Origin of the sequence: Vibrio quintilis, from assembly GCF_024529975.1 — a bacterium.
Taxonomy (GTDB): Bacteria; Pseudomonadota; Gammaproteobacteria; order Enterobacterales; family Vibrionaceae; genus Vibrio; species Vibrio quintilis.
The window spans coordinates 3029334-3053930 of record NZ_AP024897.1; the positions used below are offsets into that span (position 1 = coordinate 3029334).

A 24597-nucleotide genomic window follows, 5' to 3' on the forward strand; every position below is an offset into this window, starting at 1 on the left:
TGCCTTCTGTTTATACCAGTGACCCTTGCTGTAACACACTTCTGGCAGACTCCCAGCTTTCAATGAAGTTATACCCGGCTTCAAGTCCGAGTGCATAATCATGTAATAAATCATCTTTCTTACTCAGCAACGGACCTGAGCGCAATGTTTCAGAGGGAGCAATCTGAATAATGAACACATCATCCGGCGGCGTTGCCAGAAATTTGAGCGTCAGTTCATAGGTTTGAAAGTGAATCATCAGCATATCCGCCAGACGGGAATCAAACTTTCTTCCGAGCAGGTCACTGAGCCGGAACAGGTTATCTGCCCCAAATAACCACCGTCCACCATTGAGAACACCCGCTGGTGAGATTTTGGTCTGTGCAGACATTTTCTTTTTCAAAGAACTCCGCCACTGTTCAGACAATTGCTGCCACTGATTTTGCACATAATCCAATGGCTGTTTAAATCCGGCCACACCATTCTCTCCATTCTGCTGAGAGAGAACAACGGAAGAAGTATCGGGGCTTTCTGTACGAATCACGGCGATAAAACGCGCTCCCTGACGCCAGGCTTCCTGAACCGGAATTGATGCTGAAATCCCGCCATCGGCGAAGGGTTGACTCCTGACTTCGACAGGCTGTTCACAAAGCGCCGGAATCGCACAGCTCGCCAGTAACACGTCCTTCCAGTCTGATTCCAACAGCGGCAGGTAAATATCTTTCAGCGTATGTACCTGTGTTACGGCTGCATACGCTTTCTTTTTCGCCAGTGTTCTTCTTCCCATATCCACATCAAGGCGGTAAGGAAAATCCATGATCCGGTCTAAAGCCCAGGACAAATCGAGATATTGTTTTTTCCGGATATAAGCGAACAAATGAAAAAAATCATTTTGTGTGGTCAGATCGGTAATAAAAGACTTCCCCAACCCACACTGGCGACACAAAAATGCACACAGGTTCAACGCACCGGCAGAAGTGCCGTAATAGGACTGAAAGGGATCAAAATTTGATAAATTGAAGGCATCAAGCACACCCGCAGTAAAAATACTTTTCTGACCACCACCTTGTAAGACTAAAGCATTTTTACCACTGATATATTTTGATAATTGGTCATAGTCTCCGAGAGTACACCGCTCAGAGACTACTCTGACATTTCCCGCCATGAGCTCACAATAAACACGGTGAAATTATCTTAGCTGCTATATTTGCCTGCGCAGACACATTAATGCGCCAGAACAATAATTCCGTAAGCAATTAAAACCGCAAAGACAACAACAGTAATGACCAGTGCATACTTTAAATCAAGTTCCATAACGATCTCCGGTAAATAAAATGTATTCAGACAAATGATGATGTCAGCTCAGAATCCCGTTTGTCTATTGTTTTCCGACGGAAAAAAGAGGTAGATCTTGTTTATTATATACCCAAGTCGCTTTCCTGATATCATCATGGCGCGGCAAACTGTGTTAAAGAGCCTCTCTGCCCGCCTGAGCAACCGGGAAATCTTCTGATACCGGGAAAGAAAACAGAGGATGAGACTGAAAAATACTGTAGTTTTTAATTGTAATTAAGTAAAAAAATCCACTCAAAAAACCCAGACAAAAGCTAAATCATCAAAATAATCATTTACAAAATAATAAAATATAAGAACTTATCACTAAAACAATATATCTACATTATATTTACAATCTATTGCCTTTTTATTTGGATGTATGTAACCTCTGAGTCATGCGTAGTTATAGATTTCAACTAGCGCAAACACACATCACAACAAATAGAATAATATTCTGAGATACAAGATCGTTAAAATATATAATTCCAAATACTACCCTATGTGACTTACATGAAGTTATGTGTATTCAACACATCCCTCATGTAATTACACTATAATTATTAACGACATGGATGAAATAACATCTCTCAGATAATTCAGGAAAGGAGTATCTAATGAAGCGAGAACAATGGGGATCTCGTGCCGGGTTCATATTAGCAGCCGTTGGTTCTGCAATTGGGTTAGGCAACATCTGGCGTTTTCCGTATATGGCCTATGAAAACGGTGGCGGCGCATTTTTTATCCCTTACATTTTTGCCATGCTGACTGCCGGTATACCATTCATGATTTTAGAATTCAGTATGGGACAACGTTACCGGGGCTCTGCACCAAAAACTTTATCCCGGATCCATTCTAAATTTGAATGGCTTGGCTGGTTTCAGGTCGGTGTTGCCGCCGTTATCGGGGTCTATTATGTCGCTGTAATTGGTTGGGCAATTTCCTACTTTGGCCTGTCATTTACACAGGGCTGGGGCAGCGATCCAAACAGCTATTTCTTTAGTGAATATTTAGGGCTGGGTGATAACTCTCCGACAAATTTAGGCGGTATCCGCTGGGGAATCGCACTGACAGTCACTATCGCATGGTTAATCACTTATGTCGCCATCGTCAGTGGTGTGAAGTCAGGTATTGAAAGAGCCTCAAAAATCATGATGCCAATCCTCTTCTTCATGGTCTTGATGCTGATTGCCAGAATGGTCGTACTGCCAGGTGCGCTGGATGGTATCAACTATATGTTCAAGCCTGACTTCAGCAAGATTTGGGATGTGAAAGTCTGGGCGGCAGCGTATGGGCAGATATTCTTCACCCTGAGTATCGGTTTTGCCATCATGCTGGCTTATTCAAGTTACCTTCCGGAGAAATCTGATATTACCAATAATGCCTTTATGACGGTTCTGATTAACTGTGGTTTCTCTATCCTGGCCGGCATCATGATTTTCTCAGTGCTTGGCTATATGGCAGAAGCTCAGAGCAAGCCGTTAACAGAAGTTGTTTCTGCTGGTGTCGGACTCGCTTTCGTGACATTGCCGACAGCAATTAACCTGTTGCCTGCGCCTTATATTCTTGGCCCGGTTCTGTTCTTTGCTTTAGTGATTGCCGGTCTGAGCTCTCATATTTCGATCATGGAAGCTGTGACTTCAGCTGTCATTGATAAAACGAAATGGAGACGGAATAAGGCCGCCAGCGTTGTAATTGGTATCAGCTTTATTGTCTCGATGGCATTTGTCACCAATGGTGGTTTACTGCTGTTAGATCTGGTCGATCACTTTGCGAATAACATCGGCATTATGGTGGGTTGTTTTGTAGAAATCGTGGTTATGACCTGGCTGTTTAAAATTGCGGATGTCCGCCAGTATGTCAATTCAGTATCTGATTTTTCAGTGAAAGAGTGGTTCGATATTAGTCTGAAGTTCATCACACCTGTGATTCTGGCTATCATTCTGGTAACTAAACTGAAAACATTATTTACTGAGGGTTATGGTGGTTATGACCTGACAATTGGTTGGATACTGATTGCAGCATTGCTTGCTGTCGGCGTATCAATCAATCTCAGCAGCAAAAAACAGGAGGCTTAATATGGATGCCAGTGCAATCTTTATGATGATTCTCGGCCTGGGACTCACCTGGGGCGGTGCCGCTATCTGTATCAGGAAAGCGATGAGTAAGCGTGATTAAATCCTGCTGACTCATATAGACTTGCGCAATGCCGGTGATGATAATATCACCGGCATTTTTATACCCATAAACTACCAAAGTAGCCCGTGTAACACCCCCCGGGTCTGGCAGAAACACACACTCATCCATTTACTTTCCCTGAACTGCGCCTGCCTGTTCCCTCTCAGCTATTCCTGCTAAGTCTATCCTTTCAACGTGATCATGCGCGTTGGTATTTGAGCATTCTGACTTTTATCCTGATGCCCAACACTTCAATAAAATATACCTCATTCACACGAACGGCTTGTGTCAGGATACATTGAAGATGACTCAGAATCAGAGCGAAAACTGAATGTAAAAAACCCCTGAGCCAGAGACTCAGGGGTTTTAATTTCAACTATCGGGTAAGTATTAATATTCAGAAATAACTCACCGGTAATAGCTCAACCAGACTTAATGCGTATTACGCATCCATTCGTCCATTTCAGTTCTTAACACATCAGAACGTGTACCGAAAATAGCCTGAACACCGCCCTGCACCACAACAACACCTGCAGCACCCAATGCTTTCAGCCTGTCCTGATCAACGTTTTCAGTTTCTTTCACAGAAACACGCAGACGAGTGATACATGCATCCAGGTTGGTAATGTTGTCTCTGCCACCGAATGCTGCGACCAATGATTCTGCCATTTCAGAGTCAGATGATTGAACCTCTTCAACCGTTTCATCTTCACGGCCTGGCGTTTTAATATCCAGAGCACGGATAACCACTGTAAATACAACGTAGTAAATCACCGCGTAAACCGCACCTAAACCAACTAACAACAACATTTTCTGTGCGTGAGGTGCCTGGACCACGAAATCGATGAAACCATTTGAGAATGTATGGCCGTGAACAACTCCCAGAGAGTTTGTCAGTACGTAAGCTAAACCAGCAAGCAGAGCGTGAATTCCATACAACAGCGGAGAAATGAACAGGAATGAGAATTCAATTGGCTCAGTGATACCAGTCAGGAATGAAGTCAAGGCAGCTGAAGCCATAATACCCATGATTTTTGCACGGTTTTCTGGTTTTGCGCTGTGAGCAATTGCAAAAGCAGCGGCAGGCAGACCAAACATTTTAAACAGATAACCACCGGCAAGCTGACCAAAACCATTCCCGGCTAAACGGGATGCATCATCAGCGGTCAGGAAGCAAGTCATAATGCCGTGAACAACTTCACCAGCAGCATTTGTACATGTACCCGCTTCATAGAAGAATGGGACGTTCCAGATATGGTGAAGACCAAATGGGATAAGAGAACGTTCAACAACACCATAAATACCAAATGCTAATACCGGATTCTGATGTGCAGCCCAATCAGAGAATGCTGCAATCGCTGAACCAATTGGCGGCCAGATAAATGACAAAATCACACCAAGGATAATCGCCAGAAAACCGGTGATGATTGGCACAGCACGCTTACCAGCGAAGAAGCCCAGATAATCAGGCAACTGAATTTTATAGAACCGGTTGAATGCCCAGGCAGCAACAGCACCAGCAAGAATGCCCCCCAGAACCCCGGTTTCAATTCCATCAACACCCATGACTTTCGCCATAACTTTCAGTGTTGCCACCATGATGCCGTAACCGACGATCGCCGATAAACCTGATACACCGTCGTTATTTGTGAAACCCAGCGCGACACCGACAGCAAAAAGAAGTGCCATCTGTCCGAAGACCGAACCACCAGCTTGCGCCATCAAATTAGATACAACTTCCGGTAACCAGCTGAAATTAGCGGCACCGACCCCGAGTAAGATCCCTGCAACAGGTAAAACTGATACGGGAAGCATCAGCGATTTACCTACTTTTTGCAGTTCAGCAAAAAGGCTCTTAGACATATTTTATGCTCCTGATTAAGTTTATATGTTTTATTTGTTTCGGAAACGCTACAGCCACCCCCGTCGCTGTTTTTTTTGGCTTCCGTGGAATATAGCCACATTTGGCATTATATTTTCCAGCTCTAAATATATATTGATGGCTCTCAAACTTTCTATATCGTTAACAACTTTAGTTTCAAAGTAATAGGTAGATCACAATCAAAACACGTATAAAAAACAGACAGAAATAGCATTAATTATTTGATCTATAATCATTTATCAAATACTGGATCTAATTTTTCATCGGAAATAAATCAACAATAAAAGTTAATTTTCCATGTAAATTAACTTTTATCTGATTTTTGTTGACAGAATCAATAAAAAATCTTCACCTGATCCTATTTTTTTCGCTTCGAATTAATTCAAAGTTATATTTTGGATCAAACTGACAATTTAAAGAATAAACTTATTTATCATAGAAAAAAAAGATTCGCAAAATTCTGTGAGGTGTGATGCGCAACCTCAGACACATCAATCCCTTTAAGGCGGGCTATATAGCTGGCAACCTCTGATACATAAGCAGGTTGGTTTTCTTTGCCACGATGGGGGACAGGCGCAAGGTAGGGCGAGTCCGTCTCAATGAGCAGGCGTTCCAGAGGCAGTGCTTTGACAACTTCTTTTAGTTCTGTCGCCTGACGAAAAGTCACGATCCCGGAAATCGAGATATAAAATCCTAAATCCATCGCAGCCTGAGCAAAAGCCATGTCCTCAGTAAAGCAGTGAATCACGCCTCCGCATCGATCAGCCCCCCCATTCCTTAACAGGGCTAACGTGTCTTCTCTTGCATTTCGGGTATGTATAATTAACGGCTTATTGACTTCAACAGCAACTTCAATCTGTTGTACAAACCTGAATTTTTGCAGCTCTGCCGTTTCTGGCTGATAGTGATAATCAAGCCCTGTTTCTCCGACGGCTACAACTCTGGGATGCTGAACATATTCACAAAAAGTATCCAGGGCAAAGTCACTTTCGACATCTAAAGGGTGAACACCACAAGAAGCATGGACAAATTCAAAAGGTGTTATCATGTCCAGCATATCCGGAAACGAATCTAAAGTGACACCAACTGACAACAACTGCTCAACGCCAGCAGCTTTGGCTTTGTTAAGCACATCCGCAACATTCTGATGTACATTCTCATAGTCAAGTTTATCTATATGGCAGTGGGAGTCGACGAACATGAAACCTCATCAAATTTTAGTAACCAATCTAAAATTAGCAGCTCAGAATTTAAGCTGCTCTGTACTGTCACCTGCTTCAGTAAAGCAGACAATAATTGAAATTGCTGATAAAGCAATTCATAAGAAGCTTTTTGAGCAATCATAACACTCTCAGGTAAAAATGATTCATCTTTTAGCTGAAACTGGCACTTTTGAGAATCTGCAAGTAAGTACCATAACCAGGTCAAATTCTCTGCCGGAGATTTTTCAATCAGTTTTGTTAATGAGGATGCATGACGTAATGGCTCTTCAAGAAACTGGCAAAACTGCCCGGCCAGCAATTGATAATCGCTGAGACGATCATGACGAATAAACTCAAGCACCCGCAAAGGCGCAAAACCATTCATTGTCAGAACATATGAGGGCACATGCTGAGTGGTTTCTTCATATAACCATTGAGCAATATCCTGATGAGAGGGCTGTTGTACCACCAAACGACGGCAGCGGCTTAATATGGTCGGCAGCATACGGTCGACATGCGCAGTCAGCAAAATAAACCGGCATTGTTCAGAAGAATCTTCCAGCGTTTTAAGAAGTGCATTCCCTGCTGACTGATTCAACTGATCTGCGGGGCGAATCACCATCACTCTGTCCCCTGCAAACTGGGATGACTCCTGAGCAAGCTGGTTCATCTGACGAATCTGATCAACAGTGATTTGCTTTCCGGTTTTTTCCGGTTCGATGATATGAAAATCAGGGTGAACTTTTTTCTCCATCAACTGACAACTATGACAGTGTCCACATGGTTTTTGTTCTCCGGTACACAGTAATGACATAGCTAAGGAATGAACAAAATCATCTTCACCCATGCCTTCTTTCACAACCAATAGTGAAGCCAGAGAAAGTAAATTGCTCTCCCGGGAAAAATTCCACTGCTCCCAGGTGTCTCTGAACCAGGGGTATAATACACTCAACGTCAGCTCCCTTATTTATCTAAAGAGAAGAAAACCAGTCCGCCAGTTCACGCCGGATATCAGCCTGAACTTTATCCAACGGCTGACCGGCTTGAATCGTCCTGATACGTTCATCACTCCGGGCAAAATCCATATAACACTCGCGGGTTCGCTCAAAGAAGTTGAGGTCCATCTTTTCAATCCGGTCTAACTCACCACGTCCCCGGGCACGTTCAAGACCTAATTTTGGATCAATATCCAGATACAGGGTCAAATCTGGCGCGAAATCTTTCAACGCTATCTGTTTTAACTGAGCAAGAGTATTTTTATCAATTCCCCGGCCACCGCCCTGATACGCCTGAGCTGATAAATCATGCCTGTCACCAACCACCCAGGTGCCATTGAGTAAAGATGGTTTTATCACATTTTCAACCAACTGCACTCTTGCAGCATAGATTAAAAACAGTTCCGACATATCCTGAAGAGCTTCATTATCATGCTCTTGCTTAAAAATTGCACGCAATTGCTCAGCGATTGGTGTTCCTCCCGGCTCTCTTGTCTGAGTCATTGACGTTACGCCTGATTCTTTCAGAAAATCAATAACCGTTTGAATTGCGGTAGTTTTACCGGCTCCTTCTAATCCTTCGACAACAATAAATTTAGCTTTCATTATTTCTTTCTTAACTGTTTAAGGTAATTACGTACAGCACGATTATGCTCGGATAACGATTTTGAGAACACATGTCCGCCCCGGCCACTGGCAACAAAGTAAAGATAGTTTGTGACTGCCGGGTTCATCACTGCTTCCAGAGAAGCAACACCAACCATGGCAATCGGTGTAGGCGGTAAGCCACGAATCACATAAGTATTGTATGGTGTCGGGGTTCTTAAGTCTTTCTTCCTGATATTGCCATCATATGTGTCCCCCATTCCGTAAATCACGGTTGGATCAGTTTGCAAACGCATTTTCTTATTCAGCCGGTTCACAAAAACGGACGCAATACGCTTTCTTTCGCCATCCACGGATGTTTCTTTTTCAATGATCGATGCAAGAATTAACGCCTCATACGGGGACTGAAAAGGTAAATTTTCCGCTTTATGTTGCCATGCATTTTCCAAAACCTGATTCAGCTTTGTATGAGCACGTTGTAAAATATCTAAATCACTGGTTCCCTCAGTAAAATGATAAGTTTCAGCCAAGAATAAACCTTCCAGTTTTTTATGAGGAATTGATAACTTTTGGGCAATTTCAGCTTCCGTTAAGCCTGTCAGCGTGTGCTTAAGTTTTTTTTCTGCCGAGAGTTTTTCCAGCCAGTCCTTAAAGCGGCTTCCCTCAATCATCGTAATTGAGAACTGGAATTCATCCCCGGCAACAAAACGGGACAAGACTGTTCTTAGAGATTCTCCGGATTGAACTTGGTAAGTCCCTGCTTTTATTTGGGTAAATTCAGGATAAAAACGGTGAATGAAATGACTGCCTATGGCATCATCTAACCAATGCTGTTGTTGAAATACAACTAATAAAGCTCTGAGTGACTGTCCCCACTTCACTGAAAATAATTCGGTCCCGGAAACATTCAACGGCTGAGACAGGTAAGCGTCAACTTTTTGATTCAGTAACGAATAACATCCCCAAATAAGTACGGCTATCAAGCCACAACTAAGACTTATCTTTTTTAACACACATTCACTCTCTTCTGAATCTCTCTGGTTATTACACCAATATGATATTCGGACGCTCTGATTCGGGTAACAGGGGCAACACCTAACACAGAATTGGTTATAAATACTTCATCTGCAGACAACAACTTTTCTAAAGAATAATGTCCTTCAGATACACTCCATCCTTCTTCCTGTGCCAATGTTGAAACAACCCGGCGAATAACGCCAGCAACACCAGCCTGATCAAGTGCCGGAGTAAAAATTTGTCCGTTGGTTATCCAGAACAGGTTTGCCATTGTCGTTTCTATCACATGATGATGAATATCTAACACAACACCGTCAATATATCCAAGCTGAGACACTTCTTTTTTTAAAAGGATCTGCTCAAGACGGTTATTGTGCTTATGCCCGGCAAGAAGGGGGGTTAAACCCAGCCTTTGCTCACAAACACCAAGCGTAATACCATTTGCGATTAAGTCATTATAATAATCAGGATAAGTAAAATCAGAAATCATTACTCTTGGTGTTGTTTCTTCAGGAGGACCATATCCCCTGCCGCCACTCCCACGACTGATATGGATTTTTATTCCGGCTTTTGCATCGGATCTGATAACCCGACACATCCAGTCATGGAGCTGATTCCAGTCAGGACAAGGGATATGTAATGCTTTCAGGCAGGATTCTAATCGCTGGCGGTGGTATTCCCAGTACTGAACCTGGCCATTCAAGGTGAGGAGGGTCGAAAAGCACCCATCACCATACTGATATGAACGGTCATCAGCCGGAACATAATCTGTTGATATTCCATCAATGAGAATCATGTATCTCACCATTTGTTAAAAAAAACGGCTCAATGCGATGCACTAAGCCGTATCTATTCATCATACTTTGACTGTATCAGTCATCAGATCTTTTTGAAAATCAGTGATCCATTCGTACCACCAAATCCAAAAGAGTTACAAACTGCATATTCCATATCAGATACCTTACGGGCAGTATGAGGTACTAAATCAATACCAAAGCTGTCTTCAGGATCATCAAGGTTGATTGTTGGCGGAACTATTTGGTCTACCAAAGTCATCACAGTGACGATAGCTTCGACAGAACCAGCAGCTCCCAGCAAATGACCAGTCATTGACTTAGTAGAAGAAACAAGGACTTGTTCAGCACCTTCGTCGCCTAAAGCACGTTTAACGCCTTTTAATTCAGCGATATCACCCGTTGGAGTTGATGTGCCATGTGCGTTAATGTAACCAATCTGTGTACCATTGATACCAGCATCACGCATTGCAGCTTCCATAGCCAGAGCACCACCAGAACCATCTTCGCTGGGTGCTGTCATATGGTAAGCATCACCAGACATACCAAAACCAACTAGTTCTGCGTAAATTTTAGCGCCCCGGGCTTTGGCATGCTCATATTCTTCAAGCACCATCATGCCAGCACCATCACCCAGAACAAAGCCATCACGGCCCTTATCCCATGGACGGGACGCCTTTTGAGGCTCATCGTTACGGTTTGACAATGCTTTTGCAGCACCAAAACCAGCAATACCCAATGGCGTTGAAGCTTTCTCGGCACCACCAGCCACCATCGCATCTGCATCGCCGTAAGCGATCATGCGGGCGGCATGGCCAATATTGTGCAGGCCTGTTGTACAAGCCGTTGAAATAGCAATATTCGGACCCCGTAATCCTTTCATGATCGACAAATTGCCTGAAACCATATTAACTATTGTTGAAGGCACAAAAAAAGGACTAACTTTACGGGGGCCTTTATCAACAAGGGCTTGATGACCATTTTCAATTAAATCAAGACCACCAATGCCTGAACCAATTGCAACACCGACCCGCGGTGCATTTTCTTCAGTGATGACAAGACCAGAATCGTCTAATGCCTGTATACCAGCAACTACACCATACTGGATAAACAGATCCATCTTACGGGCATCTTTCTTTGATATATAATCTTCGCAGTTGAAACCTTTAACCAATCCTGCAAAACGAGTTGAAAAGCCTGTTGTATCAAAATGTTCAATGTCAACAATACCGCTTTGACCTGCAAGTAAGGCTTTCCAGGAAGACTCTACTGTGTTGCCTACCGGCGTTAACATCCCCATACCAGTAACAACAACGCGACGCTTGGACACAATCATATCTCCGGAATTGAAAAGTTGTGAAGAAGAAAAAATATGAAGAGAATTCAAAACTCAGGCGGCCAGATAGCCGCCTGGAGAGATAGATTACTGAGCGCTATTAACGTAGTCGATTGCAGCTTGAACAGTAGTGATCTTCTCTGCTTCTTCATCAGGAATTTCAGTGTCAAATTCCTCTTCCAGAGCCATAACAAGCTCTACAGTATCAAGAGAATCGGCACCAAGATCTTCAACAAAAGAAGCTTCATTTCTGACTTCTGCTTCGTCCACACCTAGCTGTTCAACAATGATTTTCTTTACGCGTTCTTCGATGTTGCTCATTTTCTTTTCCTTTACAGATTTCGCTTAATGCGATGTCCCGTAGTTTATTAGAACTAGGGAAAGTTGCAAGAGGGTCATCGCTGGTCAAACCACAAATTTTGCGATTTTAACCGAAATTCAGACCATGTTTGATATAAATCATGCACAAATCTTGCGCTTTTCATGACAAATGAATAAATAACTATCAGTTTAGTCAACTAAATAAAAATTTACTCTATTTCATCACTAGACCATACACATTCCACCATTTACATGCAGCGTTTCCCCTGTGATATAAGCTGCCTCAGATGAGGCCAGAAACGCAACAGCTGAAGCAATTTCTTCCGGAGAGCCTAACCGTCCGGTCGGAACTTGTGCCAGTGTAACAGCCCTTTGCTCTTCGTTCATTGCTTTTGTCATATCAGTTTCAATAAATCCAGGTGCAACGGTATTGACCGTAATACCCCGGGAAGCGACTTCCCGCGCCATAGATTTACTAAAACCGATGACACCTGACTTTGCAGCCGAGTAATTGGATTGTCCGGCATTGCCGGTGCTACCGACAACTGAGCCAATATTGATAATTCGTCCACAACGCTTTTTCATCATGCCGCGTAATACAGCTTTTGATAAACGGAAGACAGAAGTCAGATTGGTATCCATAATATCCAACCATTCTTCATCTTTCATCCGCATCAGCAGGTTATCACGGGTAATCCCGGCATTATTTACTAACACATCAATTACACCAAATTCATCATTGATGCTTTTCAAAACTGAATTAACAGAATCAGGGTCAGTAACATTCAGGACAAAGCCTTTACCTTTGTCGCCGAGATAATGACTGATTGCATCGGCGCCACTTTGGCTTGTTGCTGTACCAATGACAATCGCGCCACGTTCAGCAAGCAATTCTGCAATTGCACGGCCAATTCCCCGGCTTGCGCCGGTCACCAATGTAATTTTACCTTCCAGATTCATGAAATGACTCATGTTTCTTTTTCCTATGATGACTGAATTGCATCCAGTGATGCAATATCGTTAACTGCAGATGCAGTGAGTGTTTTAACAATTCGTTTCGTCAAACCGGTCAAAACTTTACCCGGGCCAGCTTCAACAAGTCTGATGACACCTTCTTCATTCATTTTCTGCACGGTTTCAGTCCAGCGAACAGGATTATATAGCTGACGAACAAGTGCATCTTTAATTTTTTCCGGGGCAGTTTCAGCAATTACATCCACATTATTGAAAACAGGTATCTGTGGCTCATGAAACTCTACTGACTCCAGAGCCTTTGCGAGTTTCTCTGCTGCCGGTTTCATCAGCGCACAATGTGAAGGAACAGAAACTGGTAATGGCAAGGCACGCTTCGCACCAGCTTCCTTACATAACGCCCCGGCACGCTCAACAGCGTCTTTCTGACCGGCAATCACAACCTGACCCGGAGAATTAAAGTTAACCGGAGAAACAACATCTCCCTGCGCAGCATCTTCACAGGCTTTGGCTATTGCATCATCATCCAGACCAATAATCGCATACATTGCTCCCGTACCGGCAGGAACAGCCTCTTGCATTGCATGCCCACGCAGCTCAACTAATTTTATCGCTTCTTTAAAGTCAATCACACCAGCACAAACAAGAGCCGAATACTCACCAAGACTATGCCCTGCAAAGAAGGCCGGTGTATCTAAGTCCAGAGATTGCCATACACGCCAGATAGCAACAGAAGAAGCAAGTAATACAGGTTGCGTCCGGAAGGTTTGATTCAGGTCTTCTGCCGGGCCATTTTGAACCAGCGACCATAAATCATATCCCAAGACTTCAGATGCTTCAGCAAATGTATTTTTTACTACATCATATTGCTCACCAAGTTCGGCAAGCATCCCCACAGTTTGAGAGCCCTGACCAGGAAATACGATAGCAAAACTGCCCATTGTCTTCTTCCTTAAGTTAATCAACAAATAATAAGGCGTCAGAAAAACGCCTTCAGATAAAAACAGATAAAATTAATACACAACCAGCGCAGAACCCCAGGTAAAGCCACCGCCAAAAGCTTCCAGTAACAGTGTCTGTCCCCTTTGAATTCGGCCATCCCTCACGGCTTCGTCTAAAGCTGAAGGAACTGACGCTGCAGATGTATTACCATGTTTGTCCAAAGTGACAACAACCTGCTCCATCGGCAGTGACAATCGTTTTGCTGTCGCTGAGATAATTCTTAAATTCGCCTGATGCGGAATCAGCCAGTCTAACTGCGACTTATCCATATTGTTTGCAGCTAAAGTGTCTTTCACTAATCTGGCCAGTTGGGTGACAGCAACTTTAAATACTTCATTACCTGCCATATACAGCCACCGATCAGAGTCGCCACCATTCTGAGGAACTTCCAGAGATAAAAGCGGCCCATAGTGACCATCTGCATCAATATGTGTGGATAAGATACCGGGCTCTTCACTTCTTCCGAGAACCACAGCACCCGCCCCGTCACCAAAAATAATAATGGTGGAACGATCGGACGGATTACACGCTTTAGACAAAGCATCAGAACCGATGACTAAAATATTTTTACACATCCCGGATTTAATATGCTGATCAGCAACCGATAAAGCATACATAAAACCAGAGCAAGCTGCTGCAATATCAAAAGCGGGACAGGGTTTTATATTCAGCTTATCCTGAACCTGGCAAGCTGCAGAAGGAAAGGTATAACGACTACTGGTTGTGGCAACGATTATCATGTCAATATCATCTTTAGAGATACCAGACATCTCAATTGCATTCTCAGCCGCAATACAAGCCATATCAGCAACAGTTTCATCTTCTGCAGCAATACGCCTCTCTTTTATTCCGGTGCGAGTCACAATCCATTCATCACTTGTTTCTACCATTTTCTCTAAATCAGCGTTCGTACGCACGTGAGATGGCAGGTAGCTGCCCGTACCTAAAATTTTGCTATACATGAAGACTAATAATGCCTCTCGAGTAAAACTGTTTCTAACCGTTCACTAATCCGACTGGGTACTTGTCTCTTGATTTCAAGGACAGCCTCTTTTATTGCATGAGAAAAGGCAATCACATCAGCACTACCATGACTTTTTACTACAATACCCCGCAATCCTAACAAACTTGCGCCGTTATACTGGTCGGGGTTCATTGTTTCGAGCTCAATAAACAAGCCTGAAAAAATTTTTTTTGCGATCCAACCCTTTATTGATGAACCAAAAATATTACTCTTTAATTTATCAAGAAAGAATTGAGCGGTTCCCTCACATGTTTTCAGACAAACATTACCGACAAAGCCATCACACACAACAACGTCAGCGATATCATAAAAGAGCTGATTACCTTCAATATTGCCAATAAAATGAAGAGATGGTGTCTGCTTCAGCATATCTGCACAATATTTAACACAATCATTCCCTTTAATCTCTTCTTCCCCGATATTCAGAACAGCCACTCTTGCCGGACGCCCCAGGTGCTCTTCAGCTAATGCGCTCCCCATCACCGCAAACTGAAACAATGTCTCTGCATCACAGGAAACATTCGCTCCTAAATCAAGTATCCAGGTTTTTCGACCGGAAATTGTTGGTAAAGCAGAAATAAGTGCAGGCCGGTTAATTCCCGGAAGAGACTTCAGACGATAACGTGAAAGTGCCATTAATGCGCCTGTATTTCCTGAACTCACACAAGCCTGAGCTTCTCCTTCAGCAACTAAACCAATAGCAACACTCATCGAACTATTAAGGTGATGACGAAGCGCCAGAGAAGGTTTTTCAGAATTAGAGATAACTTGATCACTGTGAACAACTCTCAATCGAGAACTGTCAAAGTAACCTAACTGAGACAATTGAGAAGCGATAATGTTCCTATCACCTACCAAAATCACTTTTAGCTCCGGGAAATGCAACAATGCCTGCACGGCGGCAGGCACTGTGACGCGAGGTCCAAAGTCCCCGCCCATTGCATCAAGTGCAACGGTTAAATTTTGCAAAGGTAAACCTTACTTATTGATTACCTTTTTGCCACGATAGTAACCGTCAGCAGTTACATTGTGACGCAGGTGAGTTTCACCAGAAGTTGCATCAACAGACAAAGCTGCTGTTGTCAATGCATCGTGTGAGCGACGCATACCACGCTTTGAACGTGTTTTACGGTTTTGTTGTACGGCCATTGACCCTACTCCTTTATTGAATGCTCAGCGATAAAAACTAGCGCTTCAAGCTCTTTAAAACATCGAACGGATTCGGTTTATCTTCCTTTACTTCATCAGGAATATCACCAAAAACCATATTATCTGAATTAACATGACAATTTGCTTCATCATGCATTGCTATCTGGGGCAAATTAACGATGAACTCATCTTCGACCAGCTGAATCAGGTCGATTTCACCATATTCGTTTCGATCTACCAAATCGTACGATTCTGGTGCGTTTTCGCTTTTCTCTCCCAAATAAGGGGTGTAAAGGAACTCTACACGACAAGAATGCTCGAACGCTTCATTACAACGCTGACACTGCAAATCAACTGTGATGTTAGCTTTACCAGAGATAACAACCAGCTTCTGTTCATCAAACCCAAATGACAATGATACCTCAGCATCATGTTTAACGCCTTCGACCGACTCGCCTAAGCGCTTAAAAAGACTTACCTGGATAATACCATTGTAATCCAGCCTTTTTTGGGCAGCTTTTATCGGGTCAACCGTTCGCGGGATTTTTACCTTTTGCATAGGGCGCGAATATTATCTTCCAAAACAAATTTAGTCAAAGAAAAAGGGAAAAAATTATCATTTTTTCTGATCTGATATGAGTATCGTGATATTCATATCAATCTCCTATATTCTCCGGATATCTGCAAGAAAATAGCACAAATGAAATAAAATGAATCATTATCAACTTGTTTTAGCCTCAACGTCTGTCTACAGACGTCAGTTACTAGAAAAACTAGAAATCCCGTTTATGACGGCTTCCCCGGTTTTTGACGAAACACCAAAAGCACAGGAATCCCCCGATGCTCTTGTCAGGCGCCTTGCCGAGGGAAAAGCCCGCTCGTGTTATACAAAAAAACCAAGCCTGATTATTGGCTCTGATCAGGTCTGTGTTGTGAACAACAACATTATAGGTAAACCGGGCACAAGAGAAAAAGCAATAGAACAACTCACAGCACAAAGCGGTCAGCGGGTTTCTTTCTATACCGGACTTTCGGTATTCAATAATGAGTCAGGCACCTGCCATACAGACATCGACGTTTTTCATGTTCATTTCCGCACGCTGACAAAACAACAAATCGAACATTATGTTGACAAAGAGCAACCCCTCGACTGCGCAGGAAGTTTTAAAAGTGAAAAGCTGGGTATTGCATTATTTAAGAGGCTGGAAGGTGATGACCCGAATGCGCTTATAGGCCTGCCACTCATCAAACTGATTGATATGCTGGAGCAGGCCGGCATGTCGGTACTTTAAAACACAATCTAATTTTCAGAACGTAATCCGGACAGTACCTTCTCCAGCTCCTGCGACATTGGGGCCTGTATTTTCATCGTTTTCTCTTCAAGAGGATGGATAAACTGAATATGAGCCGCATGCAAAAATAACCGGCTGAGGCCGAACTGCCTTGTGTAAGCATCGAATCGGGGATCGCCATACCGGTCATCCCAGGCAATCGGATGCCCGGCATATTGAGTATGAACCCGGATCTGATGAGTTCTGCCAGTGATCGGGCTGGCCTGAATTAATGTTGCCTGTTTAAAAGACTCTATAATTTTAAAACGGGTTTCTGATGGTTTTCCCTGCGAATTCACTCTGACAATACTATTCTGCTCGTTCTTTAAAAGAGGAGCCTTGACAGATTTACAGCCCGGTACCCAATTCCCCATCACCAGGGCATAGTAATATTTTTGAACCGTCTTCTCCCTGAATTGCGCCTGCAGATACCGCAGGGCCGAACGTTTTTTGGCAACCAGAAGAATCCCTGACGTATCTCTGTCGATCCGGTGAACTAATTCAAGGAAACGAGACTGAGGCCGAAGCACTCTCAATCCTTCAATCACTCCAAATTTTAATCCGCTTCCACCATGAACAGCGGTGCCGGAAGGTTTGTTCAAAATCAGCAAATGATCATCTTCGTGCAAAATACAGTGTTCCAGTTCTGCAACCTTATCAAGTTTCGCACTGACAGGAGCCACTGGTGATTCCTGCTGTTGTATTGTAACAGGAGGAATCCGGACGACATCACCCGCTGACAATTTGTACTCAGGCTTAATCCGCTTTTTATTGACCCGGACTTCACCCTTTCGAAGTATCCTGTATACTACGCTCTTGGGAACGCTTTTTAACTGATTGCGTAAAAAATTATCGATACGCTGTCCTGACATATCGTCATCGATATCAACAAAACGGACTTGTGTTTTCATTTCACTCATTAAAATACTTTATCTGCTAAAGTTCACCAGAAGTAATAATTATGGGATAAAAAATAGTCTTTTAATCCAAATATACAGAATAAAAATGATGAATTATATTTATTGCTGAAGTCTTATTGTACCTGTAAATGCGGATGAATTCATTATGAAGAACATCGTACTAATCCCAATTTTTCTGAAAGCAACAAATTATAAAGGAATCTTTGCATATTCCTCCTGAGTTTCGCATTTATTTTTTATCAAGCAGATTGCTGAAACCTGTAGCCACTGCTATAGTTCATAGCTGCAACGAAAAAACTGGAGGCAGATCATTTTATGTCGACGTTTTTCTGAGCAGTTTATGAGTAGACAACCAGATTTTGTGTATGCAGCAACTGGCGTAAGACATACATAAACGGTATTACTTGTTGCCAGGCAAACCAATCTTTTATGTTGAGTATTCACCGTTTTTTACGGTTCATGAATAATATAAATTTTCATTATTTGTGAAGACTGATGTGTCTTTGGGAGCATCCCTTCCAGCCGAGAGGTTGTATTTACAGTCATGGGATCAGACACCATGAAAGATATCCGCAGCAAGAACAGTGATAAGACATTACAAAAAATACAACGAGATTTTTATAAATGAAAAGAATGTTAATTAACGCAACTCAGAAAGAAGAGTTGCGTGTTGCGCTGGTTGATGGCCAGCGACTTTTCGATTTGGACATCGAAAGCCCTGGATATGAGTCAAAAAAAGCGAATATATATAAAGGCCGGATCACAAGAGTTGAGCCGAGTCTTGAAGCAGCTTTCGTTGACTATGGTGCAGAAAGACATGGTTTTCTGCCGCTAAAAGAAGTCGCAAAACAATATTTCCCTGATGGATATACTTATCAGGGCCGCCCAAGCATTAAAGAAGTCCTGAGTGAAGGGCAAGAAGTTATCATTCAGATTGAGAAAGAAGAACGGGGAAGCAAAGGTGCTGCTCTGACAACTTTTATTTCTCTTGCTGGTAGCTACTTAGTCCTGATGCCTAACAACCCGCGTGCCGGTGGGATTTCACGCCGTATTGAAGGTGATGAGCGAACTCAGCTGAAAGAAGCCCTCAGTTCACTCGACCTGCCTCAGGGAATGGGATTAATTGTACGTACCGCAGGCGTTGGTAAAAGTGCAGAAGAGCTTGATTGGGATTTAAATGTTCTGCTTAATCACTGGAATGCGATAAAACAAGCTGCAAATTCCAACCCCGCTCCATTCCTCATTCATCAGGAAAGTAATGTCATTGTCAGAGCGATTCGCGACTACTTACGCCGCGACATCGGTGAAATTCTGATTGACAGTTCTACGATCTATGAGCGCGCTTTAAGCCATATTCGTCTCGTTCGGCCCGACTTTATTAACCGGGTGAAAAGATATGAAGGCGAAGTTCCGCTGTTCAGTCATTATCAAATTGAAAGCCAGATTGAATCAGCATTCCAGCGTGAAGTCCGGTTACCCTCTGGTGGCTCCATCGTCATCGACCCAACCGAAGCACTCACCTCGATTGATATCAACTCAGCCCGCTCAACCAAAGGCGGAGATATTGAAGAGACAGCGCTGAATACAAACCTTGAAGCTGCAGATGAAATTGCAAGACAGTTGCGCCTGCGGGATTTAGGTGGATTAGTCGTTATCGATTTTATCGACATGACGCCCGTTCGCCATCAGCGTGAAGTTGAAAACCGGCTGCGGGACGCTGTTCGCATGGATAGAGCAAGAGTTCAAATTGGCCGGATTTCCCGGTTCGGACTTTTGGAAATGTCCCGACAGCGCCTGAGTCCTTCACTTGCTGAGGCAAGCCATCACATTTGTCCCCGTTGTTCAGGTACCGGTGTTGTCCGGGATAATGAGTCATTGGCTCTGTCCGTCTTACGATTGATAGAAGAAGAGGCGCTTAAAGATAACACATCCCAGGTACTTGCTGTTGTCCCTGTCTCAATTGCTTCTTATTTATTGAACGAGAAAAGACGTTCAGTGAATCACATCGAGCGTATCCAGGATGTAAAAATTACTGTTGTGCCAAATTCTGATATGGAAACACCTCATTTTGAAGTGATTCGGATCAGAGAAGGAGAAGAACAGGATATCTTGTCTTATCTTGTGCCTAAGCGACTGGATGATTTCCGGGAGGCTGAGGGCAAAGAACCCAGCGAAGTCGAAGCGAAGCCGAAACGCGTCGAAGAACCTGTTCTGAAAGGTTTTGCAGCATCACCGACGGCTACGTCAACAAAAACCAGCGGAACAACAGCACCTCAGCAACAAACTCAGCCGGAAGAACAACAACCAGGGTTTATCAGCAAGGTACTGAAAGCAATTAGCCGCTTATTCTCTGACTCACCTGAAACTCAGGTCACTGAAAAATCAGATGAGAAACAAGAGCAAAAGCAGCAGAAAGAAAATAACGGTAACAAACCCCGCAGAAACCGGGACAGAAATAACCAGCGCCGAAAACCACGGCAGTCTCAGGCTAATGTCAAAAAAGATGTTGCAAAACCGGATAATGATTCCCAAAAGCAACCTCAGCCAGCAAATGAGAAAAAACAGAAACCTCGCCGGGCAAAAGACGATAAGCAGAACAAGCGCAACATCTCTCCTCAGCTTGTAGAAGAAGGACAAAAGATTGCCCAGGAAGCTCAGGCTGATAAGAAGCCAGAGCAGAAAAATAAGTCATCCGTTGCGAAAGAGCGGAGACAACAACGGAAACTGACGAAGAAAGTCCGCCTGCAAACTCAGGAGGAAACGTCAGCTCAGCCACTGAAAAACCAGCCTTCGGAACAGGATCCACAGGTTGAGGAAAAAGTGACGACTCCGGAAGCTGCTCTGGTTCAACATGAACAGGATGCATCTGCTTCGACACAGAAACAATCTGCGGCGGCGACAGAAAAAGATAAAGACGATGCACCTAAACAACGCCGTAACCGCCGCTCTCCACGTCACTTACGAGCCAATGGTCAGCGACGCAGACGCGGACGTGAACGCAGACCAAACCCATTCCGTTTAAGAAAAGGCGGTGTAGCTTCTCCTGAAATGGCTATGGGTAAGGTCATGCCAAGATATAGCCTACAGACCACTTCACGTCCATCAGCTGAAAGTTCAGCGACGAACTCTGAAGTACAAAATATTGTATCAAGTGCTGTTGCTTTCCCTGAAATGGCAATGGGTAAAATTATTATTCGTCATCTGAAGGCAGAAACATCTCAATTAGCAGAACCAGTGATTGAGACACCAGCTACGGCAGAAACAATTGAAGCAACTCCGGCTGCGGTACAGGTCAATGAAAATGCTACACCAGAAGCTGTTGCCAGTGAATTATTACCAGAAGAAACTCATCATTCAGAAACATCAATTATTCAGGATGAAGTCAAGGTGACAACTGAAGATAAAACACCTGAAGAAGTGATGAAGCCAATTCCAGTTAGTCCGGAAGAACAACTTTTGGTTAAAGTCGTCAAAGGACATGCTTATTCACCTATGATGAAAGCACCTGGTAATGGTGAGATGAAACCTATAACTCTGGAAGCAGCATCATTCCGGCACACCCGTTACCAGCCCAAAGGCGGGGGAAGTCATGCGGCGACCAATCAGGCTGGGTCAAGCATGATGAAACCATTCCAGAGTGATGCGTCTGTCTCGTAGCAAAGCATAAGTCATTCAAACCAAATCAAGGGGCTGTCAGAACAACAGCCCTTTTTGTTATTTCCCCGGAGACTGTAGATCTTTGGTGGTTGAATTTTCCTGAAATAAAAATGTTACTGTTTCATTCTTGAACTTAATCACACTTTTCTGTAGCATTCGCCAACTTGTGCCGATCTCTGACTATCGTTATTACTGTTTATTTATACTCATACAGCGATTTAACGCAAAAGCATCGGTTTTTGCCATAGTTATTATCAAAAGTAATTATCATGCTTGAATTCCCGAATACTTCAAAATTTTCAGTAAAAAATGATGTTCTGTCCGGTCTGACAGTCGCCTTAGCCTTAGTTCCAGAGGCCGTCGCTTTTGCCTTTGTTGCCGGAGTCGATCCCATGGTTGGCCTGTATGCCGCATTTATTGTCGGATTAATTACCTCAGTTTTTGGTGGCCGGCCTGGTATGATTTCCGGAGCAACAGGTGCGATGGCTGTTGTAATGGTAAGCCTCGTCTCAGTTCATGGCGTAGAATATCTTTTTGCTACTATATTCTTTGCAGGCATATTGCAAATTACCGCAGGATTGCTGCGTCTGGGTAAATTTATCCGGATGGTGCCTTCCCCGGTTATGATTGGTTTTGTGAATGGGCTGGCTATCGTCATTTTCCTTGCCCAGCTGGGCCAATTTAAAATGCCTCAGATTGACGGTACCCTGAACTGGCTTCCCGGAGATCAAATGCTGCTGATGCTTGGTTTAGTTGCATTAACGATGGCGATCATATTCTTCCTGCCTAAGCTGACTACAGCGGTTCCTTCGTCGTTAGCAGCAATTGTGATTGTGACTTTACTGGTCCAGGGACTGAATTTGGATACCAGAACAGTTGTTGATTTTCTGCGTACAATGTCTAACGATGCGTCAGCCACATTAGCTGGCACATTACCTGATTTTTCTATCCCTCAGGTTCCTTTCAATCTGGAAACATTCAAGATCATTCTGCCATACGCAGCAATTCTTGCCGCAATCGGGCTGATTGAATCCCTGCTAACACTGACCGTACTGGATGAAATGACCAACACCCGGGGACAATCAAACCGTGAATGTGTCGGACAGGGTCTGGCTAATATCACCTGCTCAGTATTTGGCGCGATGGGTGGTTGCGCTATGATTGGTCAGTCAATGATTAACATCAATTCAGGGGGCAGAGGTCGTTTATCCGGAATTACCGCTGCGATTATGTTGCTGGTTTTTATCCTGTTTGCTTCTTCACTGATTGAAATGATCCCACTGGCAGCGCTTGTCGGTGTGATGTTTATGGTTGTCATTGGTACATTTGAATGGGCAACATTTAAACTCGCCTGCCGGGTACCGAAAAAAGACTTTTTTGTCATCATTCTCGTCACCATAGTCACCGTTTTAACAGATCTCGCTATTGCTGTTGCTATCGGGGTGATTGCATCCGCGCTTATGTTTGCCTGGGATCATGCCAAACATATTTATGCAACGAGCAAAGAAAATGAAGATGGCTCCAAAGAGTATATGGTACATGGCCCGATATTCTTTGGCTCTGCGGCGAACTTCCTTGAGCTGTTTGACGCTTACAACGATCCTGAGCATATCATTGTCGATTTTGCTCAATCACGTGTCACTGATCATTCTGCGATTGATGCAATTGAAACTTTAGCAGAGCGCTATAATAACGTCGGTAAAACTTTACATCTGAAGCACCTGAGTCCGGACTGCCGTAAATTACTCCATAAAGCAGGTAGTCTGGTAGAGATTAACGTGAAAGAAGATCCAACATACAAAGTTGCAACAGATATTCTTGCCGGATAATAAACTGTTCTCATTGAACTGAAAGATTGCCTCTGCTATCTTTCAGTTCGTTCAGTCTGACAAACCAATACAAAAGGAGGTGTCACATGAAAAATTCAGTATACAGAACAAATACGAATCAACGACATGATGACGCCTTATTGGAATATCTCAGGCAATAACTGAGTTCACTTTAATCTGCGTCACCTGTATTATTTATTATGATGGTGACAACATATGTACAAGCAACTTATTAAGATAAATTCTAAACCCGCCCCTTTTGAATTCAATACAACATCAGATCTGTGGACAGACCCGCACCGGGCAAAACAGATGCTGGCTTTTCATTTAGATAAAGAATCAGATATAGCATCAAGAAGACATTCAAAAATAACTGCCACTGTCAGTTGGATGATTGACTATTTTAATCTCAGTTCAGGCATGAAAATTTGTGATTTTGGATGTGGCCCCGGGTTATATACCAGTGAGCTTGCAAAAACAGGTGCCGATGTAACCGGAATCGACTTCTCTGTATCGTCTTTGAATTATGCCAGAGAATTTGCATTGAAAGAAAACCTGTCGATCACCTACATTGAAGCTGACTATCTTCATTTCGAGAGCTCTGAACAATTCGATCTGATCTCTTTAATCTATTATGACTATTGCGCACTCGGGCCCGAACATAGAATCAGGTTATTGAAAAAATTCAATCGCTTTCTAAAACCAGGTGGAAAAATCATTCTTGATGTATTTTCACTACATGCCTTTCATCAGAGAGAACCCTCTTCTTCATATGAAAAAAATCAACTCAACGGATTTTGGTCTGACAGTGACTATTTTGGATTTTTGAATGTATTTAAATACGATGAAGAAAAAATCATTCTTGATAAACATTCAATCATTGAACAAAACCAAATGTATACGATATGCAACTGGATTCAATATTTTAGTGTTGAATCTTTAACAACAGAACTGCTTGAAGCGGGTTTCAGGATTGAGCACCTGATGGATGATATTTCAGGAAAAAAATATACAGGTACAACAACTGATATTGCGGTTATTGCCTGCAAAAGTTAACTATAAAATAACCTC

General features: G+C 43.2%; 23 protein-coding genes. 6 read left to right on the forward strand and 17 right to left on the reverse strand.

The features are described from left to right. Nucleotides 1–10: 10 nt before the first annotated feature. Both OC443_RS13930 and cydH read right to left on the reverse strand, forming a co-directional pair. A complete protein-coding gene (locus tag OC443_RS13930) occupies nt 11–1144 on the reverse strand; it encodes a patatin-like phospholipase family protein (RefSeq protein ID WP_073581554.1) in 1134 nt (377 codons plus the stop codon). 59 nt (nt 1145–1203) lie between these two features. Further along, entirely contained in the window at nt 1204–1293 is a 90-nt protein-coding gene (gene cydH / locus OC443_RS13935) for a cytochrome bd-I oxidase subunit CydH (protein ID WP_143169275.1), read from the reverse strand. Between the two features lie 635 nt (nt 1294–1928). Here cydH and OC443_RS13940 point away from each other — a divergent pair. Further along, on the forward strand, nt 1929–3389 hold the full coding sequence (locus OC443_RS13940) for a sodium-dependent transporter (RefSeq protein WP_073581552.1): 1461 nt from the start codon (nt 1929–1931) through the stop codon (nt 3387–3389). Between the two features lies 1 nt (nt 3390). Further along, nucleotides 3391–3489 carry a MetS family NSS transporter small subunit gene (locus tag OC443_RS13945; protein ID WP_143169274.1) on the forward strand — a complete coding sequence of 33 codons (99 nt, stop codon included), beginning with the start codon at nt 3391–3393 and terminating at the stop codon, nt 3487–3489. A 432-nt stretch (nt 3490–3921) separates the two neighbouring features. Here the strand turns inward: OC443_RS13945 and ptsG are convergent, their stop codons facing one another. The 14 genes from ptsG to yceD form a co-directional block, all read right to left on the reverse strand. Further along, nucleotides 3922–5352 carry a PTS glucose transporter subunit IIBC gene (gene ptsG, locus OC443_RS13950; RefSeq protein ID WP_073581550.1) on the reverse strand — a complete coding sequence of 477 codons (1431 nt, stop codon included), beginning with the start codon at nt 5350–5352 and terminating at the stop codon, nt 3922–3924. 452 nt (nt 5353–5804) lie between these two features. Next, a complete protein-coding gene (locus OC443_RS13955) occupies nt 5805–6572 on the reverse strand; it encodes a TatD family hydrolase (protein WP_073581548.1) in 768 nt (255 codons plus the stop codon). Next, nucleotides 6545–7525: a DNA polymerase III subunit delta' C-terminal domain-containing protein gene (locus OC443_RS13960; protein WP_073581546.1), complete on the reverse strand. Its 981-nt coding sequence runs from the start codon at nt 7523–7525 to the stop codon at nt 6545–6547. Before OC443_RS13960 ends, OC443_RS13955 begins: the two co-directional genes overlap by 28 nt. Before the next feature lie 19 nt (nt 7526–7544). Then, complete coding sequence (gene tmk / locus OC443_RS13965) at nt 7545–8174, reverse strand: dTMP kinase (protein WP_073581544.1); 630 nt, start codon at nt 8172–8174, stop codon at nt 7545–7547. Further along, a complete protein-coding gene (mltG, locus tag OC443_RS13970) occupies nt 8174–9187 on the reverse strand; it encodes an endolytic transglycosylase MltG (RefSeq protein WP_073581542.1) in 1014 nt (337 codons plus the stop codon). The genes tmk and mltG overlap by 1 nt, the downstream gene beginning before the upstream one ends. Further along, nucleotides 9181–9987: an aminodeoxychorismate lyase gene (gene pabC / locus OC443_RS13975; RefSeq protein WP_073581540.1), complete on the reverse strand. Its 807-nt coding sequence runs from the start codon at nt 9985–9987 to the stop codon at nt 9181–9183. Before pabC ends, mltG begins: the two co-directional genes overlap by 7 nt. 83 nt (nt 9988–10070) lie before the next feature. Then, nucleotides 10071–11315, reverse strand: a complete 1245-nt coding sequence (gene fabF / locus OC443_RS13980; RefSeq protein ID WP_073581692.1) for a beta-ketoacyl-ACP synthase II — start codon at nt 11313–11315, stop codon at nt 10071–10073. Between the two features lie 93 nt (nt 11316–11408). Beyond that, the gene (acpP, locus tag OC443_RS13985) at nt 11409–11642 is read right to left on the reverse strand and encodes an acyl carrier protein (protein ID WP_073581537.1); all 234 of its coding nucleotides are present in this window, start codon (nt 11640–11642) and stop codon (nt 11409–11411) included. A 225-nt stretch (nt 11643–11867) separates the two neighbouring features. Further along, nucleotides 11868–12602, reverse strand: a complete 735-nt coding sequence (fabG, locus tag OC443_RS13990) for a 3-oxoacyl-ACP reductase FabG (RefSeq protein WP_073581690.1) — start codon at nt 12600–12602, stop codon at nt 11868–11870. 23 nt (nt 12603–12625) lie between these two features. Continuing rightward, complete coding sequence (fabD, locus tag OC443_RS13995) at nt 12626–13555, reverse strand: ACP S-malonyltransferase (RefSeq protein ID WP_073581535.1); 930 nt, start codon at nt 13553–13555, stop codon at nt 12626–12628. Between the two features lie 72 nt (nt 13556–13627). Next, the gene (locus OC443_RS14000) at nt 13628–14578 is read right to left on the reverse strand and encodes a beta-ketoacyl-ACP synthase III (protein WP_073581533.1); all 951 of its coding nucleotides are present in this window, start codon (nt 14576–14578) and stop codon (nt 13628–13630) included. Nucleotides 14579–14583: 5 nt separating this feature from the next. Continuing rightward, entirely contained in the window at nt 14584–15609 is a 1026-nt protein-coding gene (plsX, locus tag OC443_RS14005; protein WP_073581531.1) for a phosphate acyltransferase PlsX, read from the reverse strand. Between the two features lie 9 nt (nt 15610–15618). Next, nucleotides 15619–15789 (reverse strand): 50S ribosomal protein L32, encoded by a 171-nt coding sequence (gene rpmF, locus OC443_RS14010; protein WP_021019534.1) that lies wholly within the window; start codon nt 15787–15789, stop codon nt 15619–15621. A 37-nt stretch (nt 15790–15826) separates the two neighbouring features. Beyond that, the gene (yceD, locus tag OC443_RS14015; protein WP_073581529.1) at nt 15827–16348 is read right to left on the reverse strand and encodes a 23S rRNA accumulation protein YceD; all 522 of its coding nucleotides are present in this window, start codon (nt 16346–16348) and stop codon (nt 15827–15829) included. Between the two features lie 151 nt (nt 16349–16499). On the opposite strand from yceD, the gene OC443_RS14020 reads away from it, so the two are divergent. Then, a complete protein-coding gene (locus tag OC443_RS14020; RefSeq protein WP_073581527.1) occupies nt 16500–17081 on the forward strand; it encodes a Maf family protein in 582 nt (193 codons plus the stop codon). Nucleotides 17082–17089: 8 nt separating this feature from the next. On the opposite strand, the gene rluC is transcribed toward OC443_RS14020, so the two are convergent. After that, nucleotides 17090–18040, reverse strand: a complete 951-nt coding sequence (rluC, locus tag OC443_RS14025) for a 23S rRNA pseudouridine(955/2504/2580) synthase RluC (RefSeq protein WP_073581525.1) — start codon at nt 18038–18040, stop codon at nt 17090–17092. A 624-nt stretch (nt 18041–18664) separates the two neighbouring features. Between rluC and rne the strand changes: the two genes are divergently transcribed. The 3 genes from rne to OC443_RS14040 all read left to right on the forward strand — a co-directional run bounded on the left by rne (nt 18665) and on the right by OC443_RS14040 (nt 24582). After that, nucleotides 18665–21697: a ribonuclease E gene (rne, locus tag OC443_RS14030; RefSeq protein ID WP_073581523.1), complete on the forward strand. Its 3033-nt coding sequence runs from the start codon at nt 18665–18667 to the stop codon at nt 21695–21697. A 269-nt stretch (nt 21698–21966) separates the two neighbouring features. Beyond that, the gene (locus tag OC443_RS14035; RefSeq protein ID WP_073581521.1) at nt 21967–23526 is read left to right on the forward strand and encodes a SulP family inorganic anion transporter; all 1560 of its coding nucleotides are present in this window, start codon (nt 21967–21969) and stop codon (nt 23524–23526) included. A 216-nt stretch (nt 23527–23742) separates the two neighbouring features. Then, complete coding sequence (locus OC443_RS14040) at nt 23743–24582, forward strand: SAM-dependent methyltransferase (protein WP_073581519.1); 840 nt, start codon at nt 23743–23745, stop codon at nt 24580–24582. The last annotated feature ends 15 nt before the right edge of the window (nt 24583–24597 follow it).